Below are 15842 nucleotides of genomic sequence, written 5' to 3' on the forward strand. Positions count from 1 at the left end.
CAGGATGGACACATGGGATCCACCCTGCAAAAAAAGATCATGTGTGTTGTATTCGCATTGGCATATTGACACATTTAGCGAAACGACACATTGGTTCATTCTTCTTTATTTCGCTAAGTCACGGAACAACTCATATCCCTGATCAGGCGTGATACCTTGATGCACGACCGCATGAACCGCCTGGATCATGGCGACAGGAGAAGTACTCTGGAATACATTACGTCCCATATCCACGCCGGCCGCACCGTCGTTAATCGCATTATAACATAATTCCAACGCCTCCTTCTCCGGTAATTTCTTACCACCGGCGATTACCACGGGAACCGGGCAAGCGGCGGCTACCTTCTCGAAGCCCTCACAATAGTAGGTCTTCACGATATTAGCGCCATTCTCCGCACAGATACGGGAAGCCAGACCGAAATAACGAGCGTCTCGAGCCATTTGCTTACCAACGGCGGTAACACCCATTACCGGGATATTGTAACGGCTAGCCTTATCGACCGCCTTATATAAGTTAGCCACAGTCTTAGCCTCATGCGCCTCGTCGCCGATAGCCAACATAACCGCCATGGCGGAGACGTTCATACGGATAGCGTCCTCTATATCGATCAATACATTATCATTCAAATCCGTAAGGATAGACGTTCCAGCGTCCGAACGAAGACAAATCGGTTTCGTCGTATTCGCAGGGATCGTAGATTGCAGGATACCACGGGTACACATCAAGCAATCCGCATATTCAATCAAAGGAACGATATTCAAGTCGATACGCTCCAGACCGGAAGTCGGCCCCATGATGAAACCATGGTCAAAAGCAAGCATAACCGCCTTGCCTGTCTTCGGGTTGAAGATACGGGATAAACGGTCTTTCATACCCCAAGGTAAGTTCTCGGCTCCCTTCACATGGAAACTCTGGTTCTCACAATTGATGCCTAAACCGAAGTCCGCACCTTCTCTTAAATCATCTAAATCTGCCATATTTATTATTCGTTATATTATTATATTTTATAGAGACGGGGCACGCCCCGTCTCACGCTGTGTATTATTTTATAGCGCCTCAGCAAAAGAAGCGAACATACAGCTCCAAGAAGTAGCCCCGCTATCAGCGAAACCAATCGAACGCTCGCCATAGTTACGGGCACGGCCAAAGTTAGCTTTCATCGGTACCGTAGCCTCCGCTCCCTCAAGCGCCGCTTTAGCGCCAGCATTCAAGACTTCCTTGATATCATCCGACGTACAAGCCTGCATAGCCTCCACCGCCGGGATCAAGGCATCCATCATCGTCTTGTCGCCTCGTTTCGCTTGGGTTTGTTGTTGCACATTCGCCAAGCCACCGGCGAACATAGCTTTCACGCCTGCGGCATCCAACTCGGTTCCCTCTGCATGATCGCTCATGCCCAAGAAGAAAGCGCCGAGCAAGGTACTTGTCGATCCGCTCACTTCCATCATCACGTCCATACCCATATCACCAAGCATTTGCTTGAACTCCGTTCCAGACTGAGCGCTTTTATTCACGGCAGTCATAGCGGCAACGATAGCGGTACCATGATCTCCATCCCCGATTACGGCATCCAATTTAGAAAATTCCTCCTCACGTGCCTTGATCTGTTTCAGCGCATTGTCTAACATGGCCTTGAAGGCCTCGATAGTAAGTTGTTTCATGTATATTATTTATTTACCTAGGATTGTCCAATAAGGTGCGTCCGCACGTTTGTTATTCAAATAATCGATATGATCCTCATCCAAGATCGCCATGATCATCTGGAATCCGGCTTGCTCCTGTACGGTCAAGATCTCTTGGATACGGCTTACCACCACCTGCAAGCCACGAGCCTCTAATTCCTTATAAGCCTTGCGGAAGATGATATTCAATTCCATATGGGTAGTAGCGCCTACGCCGTTAATGATCAACAACATCTTATCACCGGCTTTTGGCTGTAACTGCTGGCAAAGTAGGTCTACCATCTCCGCTGCCGTATCATCGGCGGATACCAACGGTTTCTGTCCACCACCGCCTTCGCCATGCTGGCCCATACCGATCTCCATGATTCCATCGGGAAGATTCGTGATCGTACCTCCGTTCTGGGGATGCGTACAAGAACGCATAGCGACAGCCAAGGTAGCCACGTTCTTATTATAGCGTTCACCTATCTCAATCAACTCGTCTAAAGACTTCCCTTCCTCGGCGGCGGCACCTAATATCTTATACAAAGGAACACAACCGGCCAAGCCACGGCGATCATCTACATTCGCCCCGATACCTGCGCTGATATCATCATGCGTAAGTAATTTCTTCACCTTGATACCCTTACGAGCAGCCAACTGGCAAGCCATATTAGCGCTCATCACGTCGCCGGAATGGTTCAATACGACCAGCAAGATCCCGGCCTCACGATCCATCAATTGCAGTGCCTGAAACAAACGTTGGGCACCCGGAGCGGCGAATACGTCACCCACGACGGAGCAATCCAACATGCCCTCTCCTACGAAACCGCTCAAGGCAGGCTCATGACCGGAACCGCCTAAGGTAACGATCGCTACCTTATCATTGCCTTTCGGGTTAGCACGTACGACGATATTCTCAGCCGCCAACTTTACTTGATTCGGATACGCTAACGCATAACCTTCCAATAACTCAGCCGTAATATTCTCAGGATCATTTATGAATTTTGTCTTGATGTCTGACATGGTATTATCCTCCTTTAGATTTATGAATTTTGATTTACGAATTATTTTAGTTCCATGATCTCGATAGCGATACCTTCTTCCTCGATGAAAGCGATCGTCAAGTGCTCGTCGCAAACAGCCGGGCCGAAGATTACCTTCTTACCTTCCAACTCTTTTTCCAAACAAGGAACCGTATAAGCGATATGGCCATTGGTCTGTACCAACTCCGGTAAGCAGCTGCCTTTCTCGAATTTCAAGAACTCGATCCGGTTCGGACTCTTGCTGTAATCCGTCAACCATACACTCAGGCCTTCGTTATAAACCGCCCCTTCTTTACTTTCCGTAGTGACAATTCCTACGTGATTAAATGTTCTCATGATCTATTCAATTTATAGTTAGACAATTATATTATTAAAATTCGTTCTCTTCCGATAGGATATAAAGCCAGCCCCCAATACTAGGATGATCGACAGATAAAGATAAATAAATATCCCGTTCACGTTGTCATTCTGGCCATAAGAGTGCATGCCACTCAAGAAATAATTCACGCCGAAGAAGGTCATCAACACCGAATAGAAGGCCAAGATAGACGTAAAATTAAACAACCACAGGTTATTGCATTTCGGTATCAAGCGGAGATGCGTCACGATCGCATATATCACCATCGTAATCAACGCCCACGTCTCCTTCGGGTCCCAGCCCCAATAACGTCCCCACGACTCATTCGCCCAGACCGCTCCCAAGAAAGTACCGATCGTCATCAGGGCCAATCCGATCCAAAGTGACATCTCGTTCACGATACTCAATTCTCGTACCCGTTCTTTGAGCATCACGCTGTTCTTCTCCCCGCTTACGCTCATCATCACCAGATTCGTCAAGCCGATCAGACAGCTAATACCGAAGAAACCGTAAGCTCCCACGATAACCGCCACATGGAACATCAACCATGGGGATTTCAAGACCGGAACCAGCGGATTGATCTGCGGGTCCATCCAACTCAAGCCGGACACGAACAAGATGATCCCCCCGAATAAAGTAGCCAACGCAAACGTAAGCGTACTCTTGCGTACGAACAACAACCCGGCGAACACCGTAGCCCAAGCCACATAAATCATCGTCTCGTACGAATTGCTCCAAGGGGCGTAACCTGCGATATACCACCGCATTCCCATCCCATACATATGGAAAACGAATACGGCCAAAATGCCCAGACTCAATAACCAAGTCATATAGGTAACCCATTTTTCCTTCTTGAATAAGGCCACGAAAGCGAAGACCAGCAACAAGCCTCCCAAAATCAAGTACCCTTTCTTACATTGCCGGAATACATCCATTTGATTATATTTAATCTCGGCCTGTATTTTCTCAGGGCGAATGTCTACCGTCTTATTCTTGGCTTGCTGATACGTATGGATCATTCCGATTACCTCGTCCGCTTTCTCCCAATCACCACTCTTCAATCCTTCCTGTACCTCCGATAAATACCAGCCCATAATGTGGGTAACGAACATGGAGTCCTTTCCGGAAAACGCCGATAAATCATCGCCCGGCGCATACCATTTGTGATCCGGGTCGTCCTCTTTCGGGAAAAGGTTTAACATCTGGTAATTGATCAATTGATGGAAGATATTTACCTGCTCATCCAGCTTGATCAAGTCTTTATCGAAGCGGGTACGCTCCGCTGGCATTTTATTGTAGGCCTCTTCCAGCTTCTCTTGCAATTTATAGCGTCCGTTACTATCGAATACCTCTATATAGGCGCAATCCTTATCCGTAAGGTCGTAATAATTAGCCAGCTCACTATTAGACAAGGCGATAAACGGCACCCGGACCCACATATCCGGCATAGCCAAGACACTCAACAAGAACTGATCAGAGTTCAAGGAACCGAACTGATCCGATTTATGCAACTTTCGCAGTACCTCGGAAGAAAATGTATTGATCGGCAACATACGTCCGCTTACCGATTGGATCGGCAACGCACCGAACTTAGCGGCATGTTCCGGACTTATCGCATATTTCTGTATGGCCTCCTTCATCTCGGGAGCGGCCGCACCTTGCGCCCGCAAGCCCCCTACGGAAAGAAGAATCGCTACTAACAGGGTCGTTTTACGAGCGCCCGATCTTAAATCTTTCAACTGTCGGCTTAATTTCATGAAACGGGAGTTTTTACCTACCAAGCAAAGTATAAAGCCGATCACTAAAATCACGTAGCCGGTATACGTAATATTCCTTCCGGCCACATCTCGGTTCACGGAAAGTACCGTTCCTTGCTCATCCGGGTCATAGGAGGCTTGGAAGAAGCGATAGCCTTTCACGTCTAATACATTATTCATATATACCCGGGCATGGCGAGTCTGTCCATCTACATGTACCAGCAACTCACTCTCATAAGCAGAGGGACTGGCAGAGCCGGGATAGCGGGTTAAGGTAAATTTCACGAGTTCTACGCTAAAAGGAAGCGTATGATAGAGAGTCTGGTCCGAGGTACGGATCATGATACGATCGCTAGCCTCTCCCTCACGCAGGTGAAGGATTCCTTCCTCGCCGAAAAGGTGGGAAATAAGGGCACCCAGAAGGATGACAATAAAGGCGGCATGGGTGACCATCAATCCCCATCTACGCCGCTTAAGTAACTGGTGCTTGATAACGATAGCCACGAAATTGGCTACCAATAAGAATTGGAGTAAGAAAAATACAGGAGAATAGTAAATCATCGCTTTAGCGGCGGCAGTACCATGATACTTCTCTATAAAAGTAGCGATAGCCAAGCCAAAGGCGTAGATCAATAGTAGGACGATAGTCGTCACAGAAGAAGAGATAAATCTTTCTAGAGTTTTCATTTGCTCATTTATTAATAACACTGATGCGACAAATGTACGCAGATTAATCATTTTTGAAAGAATCGGCGATTAATTTGCCGCATCCATGTTATCTATCTATAAATAGACCTTGTCTATTAATCCTCAATAATTACCCGGAAGCCTACGTTGAATACACGTTGGTACGGATAATATCCTTTACGGGTATAAGCCGTCGAGAATTTCGGTCGCTCGATATAAGAACCGCCACGAACCACCTTATACTCGGAAACCTCTTTCGATTTCTCGTTGTAAGGATAAGGCAAGTAATCTGAACGAGTCCATTCCGCCACGTTACCGTGCATGCAATACAAACCGAACGGATTCGCTTCATATTGCTTACCACCCACCTGAACCAAATTGCCATCATCCACGCCTTCCTCTTTCGGTAAGTAAGTATAGTACTTGTACCAATAAGAAGTCTTAGGCATCGGTTGCGGGTCTATACCGCTTACGGCAAGCAGAAGCGTGGTTACGTCGGCTAGGTTATCCTTTTTGCCGAAGTCCGCATTCATATCGCCATACCAGAAATCTTGATCGCTGCCGGCACGACAAGCCCATTCCCATTGCGCCTCGGTCGGAAGCGTGATGTTCAAGCCTGTTTTCTCACTCAGCTTCTTACAATAATCCATCGCGTCATTGTAACTTACACGGATTACCGGTTGCTCTGGCTTATTAGCGGGATATCCTTGAACCACGTGATCCTTCCATTGCTGATCCACGAAACGGCTGTCGTGATCCGGGAAAATCACGTTGAATTGCTGATTCGTAACCTCCAACTCACCCATCCAGAAAGCTTTGTCAATCTTCACTTTCGCCGTCGGACGAGTATCGGATTGCCCACGATAGCTACCCATCACGAATTGTCCGGCCGGAATGCGAACAAATGTCATCTTGATACCCGGAGCCAACTCAATCTCCTTACGGGTTTCCTTCTCGTCGGCCAACATAGCCTTGATCCGGTCCGCATCGAATGGCCAACCTTTCACCTTCAACTCTTTTTCCTTGACAGGAGCCAATTTCTCCGGCATCTCCGGTTTGATCTCACCTTTACCCTTCAAGTAAGCGGCATAATCGGAGATCTCTTTCTTCCAATCCACGCCTGCGCCATTCGCATACTTATCCGTCAACTCTTTACGACGCTTGATCTGGTCGAAGCCTTGATACGGGATGATATCCTTCGAAAGCACATTCGCATTGAAATAACCCTTATCCGGAGCGTTGTAATCAATCCAGTTATAAAGGGTTTTCCACTCTTTATCCGTCAGTTGCACGTTAAAGTGCCCTTTCTTCAACATACGAACCAGTTCACTCGTGTTCGGATGATATTCATACGGTTGAAGAACCACCATATCACCCTCGCCACCTTGACGGTGTACATACGGATGCAGATTCAAGTAAGAAGTGCCATAACCTAATTTATCCTTCTTGCCCCCACGCAAGTCGAAAGCCTTACCCTCACCATTATGGCAAGCGATACAGGCACGATCCAAGATCGGTTGGATCTCCAGATCAAACGTGAACGAACGGGTCCCCCCTTCCGGCGGAGTCAACGCATGCGGGGCTTTCTGCGAAGCCATCACACGTTTCGGGATAGGAATCTGGTTCTGGTCCTCATGGCAACCGATACAAGATACCACCTCGCCCGGCTGACCGGTCAACCAGCTACGCATCCACTGGATAGCTACTCCGTCTTTGTCTAACGGCTGGATAGAGATCGGCGTATTCGCCGGGATCTTGAAGATAGCGGAGCCATCCTCTTCTACCGGAACCGTACCCAACATACGCTTGATGTCCCAACCGGACTGGATTCCATGCCAGTTATGATCGGAGGTAGTCTTCACGTAAGCATACTCATAAGCGTGCAGACGAAGAGACTTAACCGTACCCCGGGGAATGCCTCTCAAACCCTCTCCCTCGTAAATATCCTGAATAAAGACCGTAGCCTCTTTGTCATTCAATTTCACACGGTCCGGAATAGCCGGAGGAGTCTGTGTCTTACGTACGGCAACCGGACTGATATAGCCCTCACCCTCTACCTTACGCAAACAAGTCACGTTATCGAATACGTCCACCAAATAGATACCCCATAAATCCTGTGGATCTAATTTAGCGGCCACCAAGAAATATTTATCATTCAGCGGAGTCGGTTTGATAAACTGCGGCCATACGCCATTTACCAACTCATCCTTAATCTCCTCCACGATCGGCCGGTTACGATACGGGATCTCCTGTACCATACCAGCGGCGCCTTTACGGGCTTTCGCCGGATCGAACACGATCAAACGACCGGAACGGGCAATACCATGGTGACCGGAGATAATTCCCACGAAAGCGGAACCGTGGCCCGGCAACGGCTGAATATCGAACGTACTGTTCGGGAACATCGATCCGCTACCATACAGCGCTTTCTGCTCCGTACCATCCGGATTCATGTTCATCACGATACGGGAATAATAGTGCGTCAAGTCCGTGTACTCCCAACGAGTGTACATCACACGACCGTTATTCATCACTACCGGGTTCCAGTTTGCGTCTTGATCGAAAGTCAGACGGCGCAAGTTCTTCGTGTCCGGCGTATAAAGTACCATATTACCGACAGGGTCATCACCGCTTACACAAGGCACGCCTTGATAACCGATATTCGAGTTGGCGATGATACGTCCGTCCGGTAAGTAGGTTCCATCATAAAACTCCAGATCCGGCTCCTCGTTATGTATTAATTGCTTAAAGCCCGAGCCATCCAATTTCACCTCGAATACGTTCCAACGCTTATCGGGCATCGTCTGGGTAAACATAGCACGATCACCATCCCAATGCATCCGCAAGTCAGCGACAGAGGAACCGTTTTCCGGTTTATAAATCGACCGTACCTGTACATCCTCCCCACGTAAATTACTCAACTCCACGATATCGGCGTCGAAGCCCATACGGCGGGCGGACTCTTGGTTACTCCAGTTATTACCCTGCGTACCCAAATCCGGAGCCATTGCCTTATGAGCGTTTACACCTAATTTAAAGCGGGCAGCCAAGACTTTATCACCATCCAAGAACGGGTTCGCCAGCAAGATCGTACGTTTATTCGCGATCGCTTTCTCGGCATTAACCAAAGCGGCCTCATCACCACTATAAATGCCATCGAAACCTTTCTTTACCTGCTGTTCCAACTCATCCAGAACCGGTTGATATTTAGTGGCGTCGAAGCCTTTCAACTTTTTCATATCGTTGAAAGCCAAACGAATCGCCTCCATATTCAACCAACTCAAGTCGCTCTGCAAATTACAGATACGTTGAGTTTTCTCATAAAGTTTCAAATACTCACGGATCTGAGTATCAATATCTTTTTCCGTCTCGATCTGCTTAACAGCGTTCTTTACATACGCAGCGTCTTTCAGACGAGAAGCCAGATTCAAGACAATATCACGCTCGGCGGAAGCGTCACTGGCGGTCAACCAGTTCTCCAACCCATCGATATTAGCGTTTAAGGCCCCCAATTCCTTCGGATAAGCGGCTAGCAAACGTGCGGCCTCCTCCTTCGGGAAAACATTCATGATACGGAAGAATACACTACCTACCGTCGACTGATCGGCCAAACCCACCTCAGCCTCGAAGCGTACATATTCCTTATTGATATTGTACACCATCACGCCATTGGCATGGCATAATACACTATGATCGTATTTCTTACCGCCGATCAACAAAGGATTCCCGTATAAATCCGTATTCTTGCGGATACTGCCCGAGCCAGAAACCCAATAATCAGGATCTAACTCATCCAACCAAACCGAACTACCGTCCGCCTTGATTAAACGGGCGTTCGCCCATGTACCCCAATCCCAATCCGTACCATCCGGTCCGGCGGCCGTAACAAGCACCAACTGATCCAGCCCCGTCAAATCGGCGGACATCGGGACAGCCTTCTGCTTCGCCTTGATCCAAGCCGACATGATCGGCATGTTCGCCTTCACCAAAGAGGCACGAAGCTCAGACTTTTGTTTTACTGAGGCGTCAATCCAGTTATCCACCTTCTTTTGCTTCGGACCTGCCGAAACAAGAAGAGAGGTCGACAACAAGAGTGATACCATTATATAGTATTTATTCATGTATTAAATTTAAATTTAGAAGGTTGTTTATTGAAACCCTAAGGATCACGATCGGCAACCCTTAGAATTACGAAGCATAACCCTAGAGGTTTTTATAAAGCGGCCTTCTGGTTCGTGAAACGTAAGCCAGCGTTGTCGTGATAGCATGCCCACTCATCTACGATAGCGCCTTCCGGACCTGCCATCATAAAGTGGAATGTCTCCAATTTCTTCAGACGTAATACGTCGCCGACCTTCTGAACCACGAAATTCTTGCTCTTGATCGGTCCGTGTCCGGCGGGGATAGCCGGTGCGTTCGGAGTCTCGTCTCCTACCTCAGAGAAGTTGTATACCCAACCCTTCTCTACCATCCAAGACTCATGTTTAGCCGGGAAGTCAGTCTTTACGTGAGCATGTTCCGGAATCATCTGGCCCGGCAACAAATAGATAGCGTGAGCGAAATACTTATACTCCGGATCGTTGATCCAGAAAATACCCCCCATACCTACATTCTCGAAATCACCCAAACCAAAGTCTGTCACCCACATATCTTTCGCCATCAACTCCGTGAAAGGAACATCGTAAAAAGCAAACATATCTTTCATCGCTTCCATAGCGACATCTTGTTGGAACTTGCCGTCTTTATAAAAATCGGCGTTCGTGTACTTCTTTGAATAAGCCATTGTTTTATTTTTTTGATTGTTAGTATTACATGCGTTCGTGCATTCTTTGCGGCAAGTTCCTTCCGGACAATTGCCCTCCCCGTTAGCGGCGCAACAAGTAGCGTCTGTTGTTGTCTTTCCCGTACATGCGACCATAGATGCCAACGCCAATCCCATAGCCGCCATTTTCATGTTCAAACCTTTTCTCATTTGTTTCTGTGTATATTTGTTAGTACTATCTGTTTCAACGTATCGCTATTCCCTCGATCTCGATCAATAACTCATCCCGGCAAACGTCGGCCCACATATAAGAGATCGGGATATTTAATCCGTAGGTATTCATCAAACGCTCAGCCTCCTCGTAGTCGGATTTATTCTTCAAGTAGACTCGTAACTTAACCAATTTAGCGTCAGCGATCAGTTCCGCTATATTTTCCATCGTGATCCGTAGCTGACGTTCCAGACCTACTCCCTTCAAGCTCTCCTCACCACGGATAGCGGCTGTACCGGAGATATAAATCAATTTACGATCCTGAAAAGACATACTCTTGGCACGCTCGAACTTAGGGGTCGTCTTCTTTTGTCGGGCAACTTCCAGTACTTGTTCCGAATACGCATGGGCAGCCACCTGCAACTTATTATCGATCGGCGTAGCGAAAGCGTCCGGCGTAGTAAATACGACAGCATCCACATCAATCAAGATACCTCCCAGATTCGCCCCGATACCCGTAGCGGCAGGATAACCATTCGTCCATTCCGTTTTACTATAAAAATCAGACCGGGCGTTATTAAACGCTTGATAATGCTGATCCTGACCGTCGAAAGCTGTTATACGCTCGATATAATTCCACTGACGGATAATGCTATTCAACGGAAAACCCTCCCGACGAAGCACATCCCCCAATAACCGGAAAGCTTCCACCGACTGAGGCTCTATACCAAAATGGAGTACATCCCCTTGAAAACCGCCGGCAAAAAGGAAACGTCCCGAGGCATTCTCCAACAAGACATAAGGAACACCTTGATAATGACGGAAAGTAATCCGATCCTGCGCATCGGGCACATAGCTATGTACCTCCATCAGCAAAGGAGCGTTCAGCGGCGGTTGGGAGACATAGCTCAAAGCCGGTTCGCAATCCCCATAATACCGACGGATTTTCTCCCGCAGCAAAACCCGGCGTGCCACGTATTCCTCATTCGTACCCGGAGTACCGAAAAAGGCCAGTCTCATGATCACCTCGTTTTGAGGTAATTGAGACAATAGATCGTCCACCATAACCGCGAACTCAGCCGGCTCAGTGTTTAATATCGTATAATGTATTTTCTCACAATAATTCATATCCTTTTATTTTACAGGGAGTTTACATATTCCGTTAATGCCTCGACATCTTTCTTGGAGACCTTTTTATCGATACCATGCTTATGGACCTCGAACACCTCTTCCATGGTAGCCGCACGCCCATCAAACAGATAAGGAGCCGTACGCCAAACCTCAATCAAAGTAGGAGTGTCCCACCCTTTCTCAAATTCGATATCCTCGCCGATACGGTGCATCTTCATATCCGTATAATAAGGACCGCTATGACACTCGCCACATTTCAGTTTCTCAAACACCTTTCTTCCCTCTTTCGCCTTATCCGATAATTCCCCATTTACTAAATACGGACTAGGCACCGGACGCAAGGATTTCATATAAGCGTCCACACATTTCGCCATTTCCTCTTCTGGCTCAAAAAACTGGATGAACTTAAAACCGGCACGTACCGCATATTCCGCACTCTCACGAACACCCGAGATCATGCTTGGGGGAGTCACATGCGAATACAACATGCTCTTACAATTCTTCGAGTTACCAACTCCATCATTCATCAAGTCCCAGTTCATCCCGTCCGTACGGGCATCCCCCGGATGGCAACCATTACAACTCTGCCAGCCTTGATAACAATGATTCGCATCGTTAAAATATTTCTCGCCCTTGTTCTCCGGCGTTTCCGTACGGCCCGGATTCATGTCGGTAGCCGTTACCTCCAATGTATTTATATCGACGGTATTCAAGATATCGGCGAAATAAGTAGGGATTATCAACTTATCTCCCGAAAATATAAAATTTCGGGGACCGTTTCCTTGTAAGGGAACTCGCTCACGAAGTCCATACAAGAAATTCAAGTCGTAATCCAGACGGCTCTTATCCTTATAAGACTCAAACTTCGCCAACATCGCCGGATGATCGATCACGCTTACCTCATGCGTACCGCTATGCGTGATAAAGATATGCTTGTCATCGCAAGCGATACTCCAGATACCGGCAGCGCCACGATCCGGCTCGTCCACCAATACCGCCCCAACGAATTTCTGCTTCGCCACATCGATCACGCTGAAAGCACTCGTGTTCATCCAACCTTGTTGAAGCTGGGAAGTAGGCACCGTGAATCGTCCCAAGTTATGAGACACGTATATATATTTCCCGTCCGGCGTGATGCACATCCCTCGTAAGGCATTGCTACCATTCGCCAATTGGATATCTTTCACTTTCGTAAACCCATCCATCTCGATTACCGATACGCAAGCGGCCACCACATCCACGTCCGCCCGTTGTGCGGGCAGGAAATTCGTAACAAACATATACTTGCCATCCTTGCTGAATACCGCCGATTTAGGCTCACGCAACACTTTCACGCTCCGGACTACCTTACGCATCACCGGATCTACCTCGACCACCGAATTATCGAACTGATTACATACATATATATGTTTCTTATCCGGCCCGAACATCGGATGGCAGGCTCCCGATCCCGTCGGTATGGCCGCTTCCACCCTACCCGATTCCAAGGAAAGAACTTGTAGGCGGCCGGTGTTCTCGAAGGTCGTCACATACACCTTATCCCCATCCGGAAGCAATCCGGTCGGGATCTCATCAAACGGAAACGAATGAAGCAAGCTCTTACCGTCCGCTGAAAAGATATCCAGATGTCTCGTTCCTTTCTGTGTCATTAATAGCTCCCCCTTTGCGTTCAATACGGCATCCGTAGTAAAGAAAGGTGGGTTGCCGGCTGAAGCGAGAGAAACGCAACAGCCGACAAGACAAGCCACCAATGAGTTTTTTATCAAGTATTTTCGTGTGTTCATGGTATATTTTGTATTCCTTATTTTCTAAATCCTAGTTCGTTCGAGATTACCCCGGCAACCTCCTTGATCGCCTTCACCGTATTTTTCACCACCTCTTTCGATAAGCGGTCTTTCGGGCCGGAGATCCAAATCGCTCCACAAGGATATCCCGTATAATTAAAGATCGGGGCGCCTACACAGATCACGCCGCTCAGCTCCTCCTCATTATCCATGGCATATCCCAGCTTACCAACCTTCTCCAATTCCTCCAGATAGGCCTCACGAGAAGTGATCGTCCGGGTATTATACCGTGTAAACGTCATGTAGGACAGGTAACGATCTCGCACCGTCTTCGGCAAATAAGCCATAATCGCCTTTCCCGGAGCCGAACAATGCAACTCAAACGGCTTTCCCGGCGACAGGACGAAGCGGAACGTATGATGTCCTTGCGCTTGTTCGATAAAAATCCCTTTCTCATCTCCCAAGACACCAAAGCAAGCGGTCTCTTTCACTTGATCACGTAAATCACGCAAATGTGGCAAGACGGTCTCTAAAAGATTGTGTTCATTCAAGGATCTGAAACCAAGAGTCAATAATTTTCGGGAAAGTTTATAGCGTTTCGTGTCTTCACTAAAATTAAGATATTCCAGCCGCACCAATGTATTCAAAATACGGTAAGCCGTGGTCTGCGATATATCGAGCGCCGACTTAATATCTTGCAATGTTTCCCCCGCCGACCGCAAGGAAAGGTACTCAAGAACCGCAATGCCCTTCTCTAAATTAGGCACTTTATAGTTCTCATCCACTTTTTCCATATTTGGTAGCGTGTTTTCCATATTTGAAATTGCGTTTCAGATTTGAATCAAATATAGCAGTGATGAATTTAAACAAGATACGAAATATGTAAAAAGGTGTTAAGTATGTTGCAGAGCATAAATATCATAGAACAAAAAAGCCGGAATCTCTTCCGGCCTTCTTTAAACGCAATGAATCTACTATTTTTATTTCTTGCAATCGCAAGTTGAGTAGGCTACTAACATCCAAACCAACTTCTCCTGTTCTTTCAGATAATCGCTCATCAAAGCGACCGTAGCCTCATCGCCTGCCTCAGATGCCAAGGAAAGAAGTTTACGCTCCTCACCGATCAGATGACCGTATGTATCAAGAATATTCTTTAACGCCTCGTCACCACAAGATACGCCTGATACCTCTTTTACACGGGCTACTTTCAAATACTCGCTGAACTTGTTCTCCGGCTCGCCTCCCAACATCAGGATACGTTCCGCCAACTCGTCAACCTTCTCGGCAGCGTTGTTGTACATATCCTCGAATTTACCATGAAGAACGAAGAAACCGTGTCCCTTAATATTCCAGTGGAAACCACGAAGGTTCGTATAGAATACTTGGTAATCCGCCAATAATTGTTTCAAGCTTGCTACTACGTTACTTACCGCTGACGCGTCTAAATGAAGATAATCTAATGTTTTCATACTACTATTTTTTAATTGTTATACTTTTCGTTTTTCTTATATTGCAAAGATATGGCAAATATAAACAACTGTCAAACAGATAATTCCTATACATATATAGATAAAATCTATATTTAAACGATCAGCAAGAAGACTTGCGATAGAACTTGGGTTTCTATTTACCCAATTTAAACTTATATCCTGCGGTAAGAGCCAAAGTATGGTAATTCGCCTCGATCGATCCTCCCTTATACTCTTTACCTAACGATACATCATAGCCAAAATTGATAAAGCATTGTTTTATTTCCACACCTACAGTGGCACTTATCCCCCAATCAAAAGCACGAAGCCCTTCACAGGGATCATGGGTATAAAACTTAGCGGATTCTTCCGAAGCGACAGACCATCCCCCGAACATTCCTTTATCCAATACGCTTACGGCTATATAAGGGCCTACTCCAACATTCAAACGAATATCCTCAGCTAATTTGAATGAGAAATTAGCCATAATCGGTAATTGCAAGAAATTTCGTGTCACCTTATTTGAGTAATCATACGCATATCCATACGGATCATAAGTAGGTCCCGGCACTGCCCACCAATAACACCCATATCCATATCCGGGAAATTTGTCATTACTATATCCCCTTTGCGTATAATACAAACCTGACTTCAGAGAGAGAAATTCCGGCTTCAACTGATATTCCACTCCTACCCCAATCTTCCAACTCGGTTTCCAATCAACCATTGGACCCGCCTTCATCACTGTCATACCCGCTTCCGGAACTACCGACCACTGGGCTTGTACCGATATTACACCCAACATTAACACCATCGCAAATAATACAACTCTTTTCATATACTTTTTATTTTGATAAAATAATCGAACGACATATATGAATAAGACATGAAACAATAAAAAACCCCTATTGGCACCAACAGAAAAAGAAGGTGTCTGAAAAGGATACCTTCTTTTTTGTTATGCTGCCCGTTCAT

General features: G+C 46.8%; 12 protein-coding genes. All 12 read right to left on the reverse strand.

The window, feature by feature from the left end; translation table 11 throughout:
• Nucleotides 1-105: 105 nt before the first annotated feature.
• The 12 genes from lsrF to DWY79_RS12545 all read right to left on the reverse strand — a co-directional run bounded on the left by lsrF (nt 106) and on the right by DWY79_RS12545 (nt 15705).
• Nucleotides 106-978, reverse strand: a complete 873-nt coding sequence (gene lsrF, locus DWY79_RS12490) for a 3-hydroxy-5-phosphonooxypentane-2,4-dione thiolase (protein ID WP_005863031.1) — start codon at nt 976-978, stop codon at nt 106-108.
• Nucleotides 979-1047: 69 nt separating this feature from the next.
• Nucleotides 1048-1662, reverse strand: a complete 615-nt coding sequence (locus DWY79_RS12495) for a DAK2 domain-containing protein (RefSeq protein WP_005863034.1) — start codon at nt 1660-1662, stop codon at nt 1048-1050.
• A gap of 9 nt (nt 1663-1671) precedes the next feature.
• Nucleotides 1672-2688 carry a dihydroxyacetone kinase subunit DhaK gene (locus DWY79_RS12500; RefSeq protein WP_122369422.1) on the reverse strand — a complete coding sequence of 339 codons (1017 nt, stop codon included), beginning with the start codon at nt 2686-2688 and terminating at the stop codon, nt 1672-1674.
• A 41-nt stretch (nt 2689-2729) separates the two neighbouring features.
• Entirely contained in the window at nt 2730-3044 is a 315-nt protein-coding gene (locus DWY79_RS12505) for a hypothetical protein (protein WP_005857750.1), read from the reverse strand.
• 18 nt (nt 3045-3062) lie between these two features.
• A complete protein-coding gene (ccsA, locus tag DWY79_RS12510; RefSeq protein ID WP_022192621.1) occupies nt 3063-5510 on the reverse strand; it encodes a cytochrome c biogenesis protein CcsA in 2448 nt (815 codons plus the stop codon).
• 116 nt (nt 5511-5626) lie between these two features.
• The gene (locus tag DWY79_RS12515) at nt 5627-9613 is read right to left on the reverse strand and encodes an SUMF1/EgtB/PvdO family nonheme iron enzyme (protein WP_227236013.1); all 3987 of its coding nucleotides are present in this window, start codon (nt 9611-9613) and stop codon (nt 5627-5629) included.
• A 110-nt stretch (nt 9614-9723) separates the two neighbouring features.
• A complete protein-coding gene (locus tag DWY79_RS12520; RefSeq protein WP_008779695.1) occupies nt 9724-10482 on the reverse strand; it encodes a hypothetical protein in 759 nt (252 codons plus the stop codon).
• 34 nt (nt 10483-10516) lie between these two features.
• Complete coding sequence (locus DWY79_RS12525) at nt 10517-11611, reverse strand: endoribonuclease L-PSP superfamily (RefSeq protein ID WP_008779694.1); 1095 nt, start codon at nt 11609-11611, stop codon at nt 10517-10519.
• 11 nt (nt 11612-11622) lie between these two features.
• Nucleotides 11623-13398, reverse strand: coding sequence for a YncE family protein (locus tag DWY79_RS12530; protein WP_122369423.1), 1776 nt, complete (start codon nt 13396-13398; stop codon nt 11623-11625).
• Nucleotides 13399-13415: 17 nt separating this feature from the next.
• Nucleotides 13416-14213, reverse strand: coding sequence for an IclR family transcriptional regulator (locus DWY79_RS12535; RefSeq protein ID WP_122369424.1), 798 nt, complete (start codon nt 14211-14213; stop codon nt 13416-13418).
• A gap of 165 nt (nt 14214-14378) precedes the next feature.
• On the reverse strand, nt 14379-14867 hold the full coding sequence (locus DWY79_RS12540; protein ID WP_008772444.1) for a Dps family protein: 489 nt from the start codon (nt 14865-14867) through the stop codon (nt 14379-14381).
• 154 nt (nt 14868-15021) lie between these two features.
• Entirely contained in the window at nt 15022-15705 is a 684-nt protein-coding gene (locus DWY79_RS12545; protein ID WP_034531327.1) for an outer membrane beta-barrel protein, read from the reverse strand.
• Nucleotides 15706-15842 lie beyond the last annotated feature (137 nt).

This window comes from Parabacteroides sp. AF27-14 (assembly GCF_003635425.1).
GTDB lineage: Bacteria > Bacteroidota > Bacteroidia > Bacteroidales > Tannerellaceae > Parabacteroides > Parabacteroides distasonis.

Bases quoted from the DNA above. Each gene is read 5' to 3' on its own strand.
- lsrF (WP_005863031.1), bottom strand. From the start codon at position 978: ATGGCAGATTTAGATGATTTAAGAGAAGGTGCGGACTTCGGTTTAGGC.
- DWY79_RS12495 (WP_005863034.1), bottom strand. From the start codon at position 1,662: ATGAAACAACTTACTATCGAGGCCTTCAAGGCCATGTTAGACAATGCG.
- DWY79_RS12500 (WP_122369422.1), bottom strand. From the start codon at position 2,688: ATGTCAGACATCAAGACAAAATTCATAAATGATCCTGAGAATATTACG.
- DWY79_RS12505 (WP_005857750.1), bottom strand. From the start codon at position 3,044: ATGAGAACATTTAATCACGTAGGAATTGTCACTACGGAAAGTAAAGAA.
- ccsA (WP_022192621.1), bottom strand. From the start codon at position 5,510: ATGAAAACTCTAGAAAGATTTATCTCTTCTTCTGTGACGACTATCGTC.
- DWY79_RS12515 (WP_227236013.1), bottom strand. From the start codon at position 9,613: ATGGTATCACTCTTGTTGTCGACCTCTCTTCTTGTTTCGGCAGGTCCG.
- DWY79_RS12520 (WP_008779695.1), bottom strand. From the start codon at position 10,482: ATGAGAAAAGGTTTGAACATGAAAATGGCGGCTATGGGATTGGCGTTG.
- DWY79_RS12525 (WP_008779694.1), bottom strand. From the start codon at position 11,611: ATGAATTATTGTGAGAAAATACATTATACGATATTAAACACTGAGCCG.
- DWY79_RS12530 (WP_122369423.1), bottom strand. From the start codon at position 13,398: ATGAACACACGAAAATACTTGATAAAAAACTCATTGGTGGCTTGTCTT.
- DWY79_RS12535 (WP_122369424.1), bottom strand. From the start codon at position 14,213: ATGGAAAACACGCTACCAAATATGGAAAAAGTGGATGAGAACTATAAA.
- DWY79_RS12540 (WP_008772444.1), bottom strand. From the start codon at position 14,867: ATGAAAACATTAGATTATCTTCATTTAGACGCGTCAGCGGTAAGTAAC.
- DWY79_RS12545 (WP_034531327.1), bottom strand. From the start codon at position 15,705: ATGAAAAGAGTTGTATTATTTGCGATGGTGTTAATGTTGGGTGTAATA.